The organism is Sphingomonas sp. SRS2 (assembly GCF_000971055.1).
Lineage (GTDB): Bacteria > Pseudomonadota > Alphaproteobacteria > Sphingomonadales > Sphingomonadaceae > Rhizorhabdus.
In genome coordinates this window covers 37,048-43,661 of record NZ_LARW01000103.1, presented here as the reverse complement: position 1 = coordinate 43,661, position 6,614 = coordinate 37,048, and the positions used below count along the sequence as shown (strand labels likewise).

7 protein-coding genes are annotated in these 6,614 nt (G+C 64.2%); 3 read left to right on the top strand and 4 right to left on the bottom strand.

Features of this window, described 5'->3' with window-relative positions:
• Positions 1-153: 153 nt before the first annotated feature.
• Both WP12_RS15535 and WP12_RS15530 read right to left on the bottom strand, forming a co-directional pair.
• Positions 154-1,257 carry a hypothetical protein gene (locus WP12_RS15535; protein ID WP_152664022.1) on the bottom strand — a complete coding sequence of 368 codons (1,104 nt, stop codon included), beginning with the start codon at positions 1,255-1,257 and terminating at the stop codon, positions 154-156.
• Positions 1,254-2,729, bottom strand: coding sequence for a mechanosensitive ion channel family protein (locus tag WP12_RS15530; protein WP_046194586.1), 1,476 nt, complete (start codon positions 2,727-2,729; stop codon positions 1,254-1,256). The genes WP12_RS15535 and WP12_RS15530 overlap by 4 nt, the downstream gene beginning before the upstream one ends.
• A gap of 225 nt (positions 2,730-2,954) precedes the next feature.
• On the opposite strand from WP12_RS15530, the gene WP12_RS15525 reads away from it, so the two are divergent.
• Entirely contained in the window at positions 2,955-3,962 is a 1,008-nt protein-coding gene (locus WP12_RS15525; RefSeq protein ID WP_046194585.1) for a hypothetical protein, read from the top strand.
• Here the strand turns inward: WP12_RS15525 and WP12_RS15520 are convergent.
• On the bottom strand, positions 3,959-4,222 hold the full coding sequence (locus WP12_RS15520; protein ID WP_046194597.1) for a hypothetical protein: 264 nt from the start codon (positions 4,220-4,222) through the stop codon (positions 3,959-3,961). The genes WP12_RS15525 and WP12_RS15520 overlap by 4 nt on opposite strands.
• Before the next feature lie 140 nt (positions 4,223-4,362).
• Here WP12_RS15520 and WP12_RS15515 point away from each other — a divergent pair, with 140 nt between their 5' ends.
• Together WP12_RS15515 and WP12_RS15510 are read left to right on the top strand one after the other, a co-directional pair.
• Positions 4,363-4,575, top strand: coding sequence for a hypothetical protein (locus tag WP12_RS15515; RefSeq protein WP_046194584.1), 213 nt, complete (start codon positions 4,363-4,365; stop codon positions 4,573-4,575).
• Positions 4,576-4,627: 52 nt separating this feature from the next.
• Entirely contained in the window at positions 4,628-4,939 is a 312-nt protein-coding gene (locus WP12_RS15510) for a hypothetical protein (RefSeq protein ID WP_046194583.1), read from the top strand.
• A gap of 18 nt (positions 4,940-4,957) precedes the next feature.
• On the opposite strand, the gene WP12_RS15505 is transcribed toward WP12_RS15510, so the two are convergent.
• The gene (locus tag WP12_RS15505; RefSeq protein ID WP_046194582.1) at positions 4,958-6,607 is read right to left on the bottom strand and encodes an alkaline phosphatase family protein; all 1,650 of its coding nucleotides are present in this window, start codon (positions 6,605-6,607) and stop codon (positions 4,958-4,960) included.
• Between the last annotated feature and the right edge of the window lie 7 nt (positions 6,608-6,614).

Genomic DNA, 6,614 nt, shown 5'->3' with positions numbered 1-6,614 from the left:
GGCTTACCCAGACAATGCGGTTCCATCTTTGCCCACTGGGCGTCGGTCAGTACGAAGCGTTCCATCCAAAGTGTGAATCACATCTCCCCAAAAATGTGAATCCTAAATCCCCACAACCCCTAGAGTTGATCTGGGCGGCGGTCGCCGCTCAGGTCATTTACCGATCGAATAGGTGAGAGGCGTGATCGCCGTTGGCGGTGCGGAATGGAGCGCGATGATCTGCGTCAGCAGGACGAAGGTCGATTTACCCTCCAGATCATTGTCCGGAATATAGAACCACGACCCACGATAATGCACCTTGGTGGCCGCATCCTCGGGCTCCTTGGCCGAAACCCGGACGCGGAACAGACCGTCGAGCATGGTCTGCCAGTCAAAGGGTGATCCGTCGGCCTGCAGCGTCGGCCGGACCTTGCCAGCGGTGATGTCGGCGGCGGGCACGTCGACACCGGTCGCCAAAAAATGGAGGCCGGCCATCACCGGGCGCGTAGTCAGCGCCAGCGACATATTGTCCGATGGTCGCGCCGCAACCTCGATCCGCACATTTTCGGCATCCGGCAGGATACCGGCCAGCGTCTTGAAACGCATCGCTTCGGGGCTGCGCGCCGCGCCGCGCGTAAAGCGCAGCTCGATGGGTCCCTTGTCACCGGAGCGGACGAGGTCGAGCTTGTTGTCGCGCTGGAGGGAACGCAGCATCCGCACGGCTTCGGCAAAGTCGCGAAACTCGGGCGCGCGCGACGGGGCGGGGCCCGACGCGGTAGGGGCGTTTTTGAGGCCGTTCATTTCCATCACGCCGACCAGCAGCACCCGATCGATCGACCAGCCCGAACGGACGAGCAGCAAGAGGACGTCGGTGTTGATCGGCGTCATCATCTGCCGGACGAATTTCTCGCCTTCCAACGGAGTGTAGAAAATCGTTGGCTTCTCATTGAGCGCCAGCGAACCCGGGCCAAGGTTCAGGATCCGGCCGATGGTGTCCTTGGGCGCGGCGCTCGACGTCACCGAAAGGCTGGCGTTGCCGCCGATCGACATATTCATCTCGAGCGAAGAAGCGATCCGCTCGACGCTCGTGAAATAGGTCGTGTCGCGATAGCGGATGCGGACGAGGTTGAGCAGCAGTTCCTGATCGTTGGTCTGCGCGATCGCCTGATTGTAGAGCGGCCGGCTGGCTTGCAGCGATTTCGGCCCGGCATAGCCGCACCCGCCCAGCACGGGCAGGCAGGCCAGGAGCATGGCGACGGAACGCGGGGACGGCATCATGCGCTTGCCAGCACCGGGGCGGTTCCGCTCCGTCCGAAAAAGCGCATCATGCCGTTAAAGATCTTGGCCGTGAGCGAGGCGCGGTCGGCGGAGGCCGCCTCGTTGCGCTTCGCCGATCCGGTCGCGGTCGCGATCCGCCGCTCGGCCGCGGCCGCGCTGAGCAATTCCGCGGCATGCGGGTTCGCATCGAGCAGCGGCAGCAGGTCGTCCTTGTCGATCTCGAACGCAACGGTCTCGGTCAGCGCAAGGATCGACGCGCTGCGCGGTTCGCCGGTGAGCAGCGACATCTCGCCAAAGAAATCGCCGGGCAGCAGTGTCGCCAGGTCGACGTCTCCGTCGTGGCCCTTCGCCCGGACAGAGGTCAGCCCTTCGCTCAGGATGAACATGGATTGTCCCGGCTCGTCGACGGTGATGATCTTCTTGCCCGGCGCGAAGTGGCACAGCGTCATCCGCTCGGCCAGATCCGCCAGTTCCCGGTCCTCGAACCCCTTGAACAGCTGAACCTTCCGCAGCAGCCACAGCCGGTTCGAGATATCGCCGAGACTGCGGCTCATCTCCGGCGTCTCACGGCCCCAGTTGTCGACCTTGGCGTGCGCCAGCGACAGCCCGGTCATCTTCATCTGCCGTTCGACATGGCTGAGGATGAAATGCTTCGCCTTGCCCGGGCCCAGCTTGGCCGGATTGAGCATATATTTGATCTTATAGGTGATCCCGGTGCTGTTGAGCTCGCTGATCCGTGCTTTGCAGTCCCAGATCGCCGGATTCTCCCGCGCGGCGGCGTGGACGGCGGCGTTCAGCACGCGGACGGCGCGGTCGCTCGGGACCTCGAAGTCCAGCGTTACGATCTGCTCGAACTCGCTCGCGGGCTCCGGCTTCGAGAAGTTGAGGATGATCGATTCGCTGACGACGGTGTTCGGAATGACCAGCGTCGAATTTTCCGGCGTCAGCACATAGGTGCTGCGCCAGTTGATCTGGGTCACGCGGCCGGAAATCCTCATCGTGCCGGGCTTGCCGACAATCTGGATGAAGTCGTTGATCGTGAAGCCCTGATCGAGGTTGAGCGCGATACCCGAGAATGTATCGGAGATCAGGCTCTTGAGGGCGAAGCCCATGACGAGGCCGATCACGCTTGATGTCGCGATCGCGCCGGTCAGCGGGATTTCGAACAGGATGCCCGCCATCCCCATCGCCGCGGCGATATAGATGAGGACATTAGTGATCTGGATCAGCAGGAAGGGCGCATAGCGGCCGGTCTTGCGACCAATCTGGTTCCAGCCGAGCGCCTGTACCAGCCGCGCCGCAAGCACTGCGCCAACGGCCCAGGCGAGCATGCTCAATGCCAGCCACAAATGGTGCGCCTTCAAACCGGTCGATGCCGCGAGTGGCCGGTGAAGTTCGAGTTCGATCGCCGCCAGCAAGACAAGCAGAATTGCCGCCAGAATGGCGATCGTACGAATCGATACCCTACGCATGAACGCTCCCCCCAGGAGCGAGCCTCCCAGACGAAATGTTACATCATCATTATTCCGGGGTTTGCAAGCATTTGTCGGGGCGTAAACGCTCCGTGACATGCCGCTGTTAACGCCATTCTCACCTTGATAGGCTATGGTGGCTTCGGATGTTGCGGCTCACATTGTCGCCAATGATTTGATATAACCGGCAGAGGCTCGCTCCCGGGTCTTCGAAGGACTGGAGCCATGACGCGCTTTTTCTTGCTGTTCGTTGCGGTGATTACGGCGCCCCTCGCAGCCGCGCCCTTTACTGTCGAGCAGACGGGGCGCGGTTATAGCCGCCTCGCCGACGCGGTTGTGGCGATCGGTGACGGAGAGGGCACGATCCGTATCGCGCCGGGCATCTATGGCGACTGCGCGGTCCAGACCGGCGGGAAGATCAGCTATCGCGCGGAGAAGCCGCTGACCGCGATTTTCGACGGCGGCATCTGCGAGGGCAAGGCGGTGCTCGTGTTGCGTGGGCGCGGCGCGGCTGTCGACGGGCTGGTGTTCCGCAATCTCCGCGTGCCCGACGGCAATGGTGCGGGCATCCGCATCGAAAAGGGACCGCTCAGTGTCAACCGCAGCGTCTTCCGTGATTCAGAGCAGGGGATATTGGGCGGCGGCGACGATTCCGCCGCCGATGTCCGCATCACGGCCTCGACCTTCTCCGGGCTCGGCCGCTGCGACCGCGACCTGCCATGCGCGCACTCGATCTATCTGAGCGCCTTCCGTTCGCTGACGGTGCGGCGCAGCCGGTTCGAGAAGGGGCGTGGCGGCCATTATCTGAAAAGCCGTTCCGCCCGGATCGATGTCAGCGATTGCAGCTTCGACGACAGCCGGGGCCGCGCGACCAATTACATGATCGACTTGCCCGAAGGGGCGACCGGGCGGATCGCGCGCAACATATTCGTTCAGGGGGCCGACAAGGAGAATCACGCGGCTTTCATCGCAATCGCCGCCGAGGCGCGGCGCAACAGCTCGGCGGGTCTGATCGTCGCCGACAACCGCGCGACCCAGGTCCGCGCCGCGGGCTGGCCCAGCGCGCTGGTCGCCGACTGGAGCAACAGTCCGAAGCGGCTGCTGCGCAACCAGGTCGGCAAGCGGATAGAGCCGGTCCTGCCGGTCGACGCCGGACCGCCAAGCTTCGCCGACAAGGTGAAGGGAAGGCTGCGCGATTATGCGGCGCGGCTGGCGGTGAAGATCACCGGCTAGGGCCCCGTCGTCCTTTCCAGTTCGACGATATCGAAATCATAGGAGGTCCAGCCGCGCATGCCGGCGGCCTCTATCAGCGCGCCCTGCTTGCCCTTCGCCTCGCGCAGCGACTTGCTATGGCCCCAGAAGACCTCGCTCTTGCCGTTGGGAAGCTGCGCGACGACCCGCCAATAGTGGGTGAAGTCGAGCGCGGTCGGCCCGATCGTCTTCACATAGCCGTCGGGCAGGGTGGCGGTGAGATAATATTTCTTCCGGGCCATCCCATGTTGATAAGCCGAAATCGTCGCGGCATCCTCCCCGGAATTCATTTCCGAAGAGGACCGGATGAAAAAAATCGTGCGCGCCGCCATCGCCCTGGCCGCCGCCTGTACCGCCGTCGTTGCCAGCGCCGGCGAGGTGGATGATCCGCTGCTCCGGCCGATCGCGCCGGACTTCGCGGCGAAATGGCTCGCATCCCGATCAGGCCGGCGGCGACGTGAAGCTGGCGCGTTTCCGGGCTGCGCCGAACCCCAATCCCTTCATCGATCCCGGCTCATGCCGCGCCTATGCCGACAAGTTCGAGCCGTTGCTGGAGGCGCGGCTGGCGAAGGAAAGACGCGAGGCGGCGAAGTAGCTCCGGACCCGGCACGGTCGCCGCGCGTTTGCACGGCTGGAAGGTCGCGCCGATGTCCCATGCCAGCAATATCGTCTATCCTCTCGGGCCGGAAAGCCCGCATGCGTTCGACATAATTCCGTTGCAGCCGCGCAACGGCATGCTCGATGCGCTGTGTCCGGTCTGCAAGGGGCATGGCCAGTGGAACACCGAGATTGACCTGGTGAGCTTCCGGTGCAAACGCGCGATCTGCGATCTTTGCCTTGGAACGGGATGGGTCGAGACCGGAACTGATCCCGTCACCATTGCCGACATCACCCTATCGCCGGAGGGGCATCCTCAATGGGTGACGCGGCACGTGCCGGTCCGGACGACGCCGCACTGAAACGCCGGCTGGCCGTCGCTATTTCCGACAATTGCCGCCGAGATCGAGGCAATCGCCATCGACCGGAACTGGCGGCGTGATCCCCGCGACACTGGCGAGCGTCGGCGCAATATCGACCGTCTCGATGGGCTGATCGCGGGTTTCGGCGGGAGCGCCGGGCCACCAGAACAGGATCGGTATCTGGCGGTCATAGTCCCACGGGGTGCCATGGCCCGCCACGGTTTCGCCCACAGCGTTGGGGACGCCATAGCTGGCCCGTTCGGCATAGGCGACGGCGATGTCGCCCGAGCGCTCCGCATCGTAGCTTTCGCGAAACCGCTGAAGAACGGTGAGCTTATCCGCGGGGGTGCCGGGCGGCACCGTCGCGGCTTCCACCTCGGCGCGGGTAAACACCGCCCGCACCTCGGGCTGGGCCTTTAACCAGGCTACGGCTGAGTGAAGGATGCGCTCCCGCGGTGCTTCCTCGGAGTCCACCACGACATAGAGCTGCTGGGGATCTTCGGTGTTCAGCGGCGTCCAGACGATGCCCAGCTCGGCTTCGAGCGCATCGTTTAGACGGTTCATCAGGCTCTTGTCATCGATGCGATAGCCATGCCCGCCCTCGTCGAAATGCCGTTCGGAGGCATCGGTCGCGCCGTGATCGGCTGTCAGCATCACCATGACAGGTATGCGCAAAGCCTGTATCCGGTCGATCAGCCGCCCGATCGTCGCATCGAGCGCGGCTTGCTGAACGCACATTTCGGGGCCGCCATTGCCGAGGCGATGGCCGATATAGTCGGTCGCTGACAGGCCCACCGCCAGCACATCGGTGGCGCTGCCCCGGCCCAGCTTCTCTCGCTCGATCAGGTCGATGGCGAAATCGGCGACCGCCGCGTCGAAGGTGGGAGACGCGTGCATCGCGTCGTTGAAGCGTTTGCTGGACAGGAACTCGTCGCCCTCCGTAACGCCCTTTGCCATGTCGGGCGGCATCGCGCCCGACACTTCAAGCTGACCGAACTGCTGCCGCTTCGACAGCGCGGCGCAGGTGGGCGATGCGGCCGGCCAGAGCTGCGGTGGTGTCGCCTTCCACGCGCTCATCAGCTTCGCGTTGAACGCCTCGGCGGGTTTCACGATGCGCGGCGTCGCCGGGCCGGCATAGGAGGATGTGGTGAAGCCAGTCCCGTCGACCCACCAATAGACGCCATCGGCATTCTTGCCCGCCATGGTGATCGCGGCGCGGTCCTTGCCTGCCACCGCGAAGGAGCGGGCTCGCGGCTGGGCGGCCTTGATCCAGTCGCCGAGGGTTGTGACCCGCATGTTCTGCGGCCCGCGCGCGCTCTTCTCGGCGACGCCGGGGACCGAAACGCAATAGACGCTCATCCCCGTCTTGGCGTCGATCCAGCTGTTCGCGACGATGCCCGTGCCGGCCGGATGCCGACCCGTCAGGATCGTCGAATGGCCGGGACAGGTCTCGGTCGCGGCATGGCTCTGATAGCCGGTCGGATAGGCGACGCCGTTCGCCAGTCTCTTGAGGCCGGCGGTGTAGGTCGGGCGATAGCGCTTGAAGACTTCGGACGAATATTGATCGACCGAGATCGCGACGATCAGCTTCGGCTTCGGCGGGGGAGCGGCCTGAGCGGACGTGGCTGCGGTTGCGGCAAGTGCGGCGGCGAGGATCAGTCTGTTCATGGTTTCG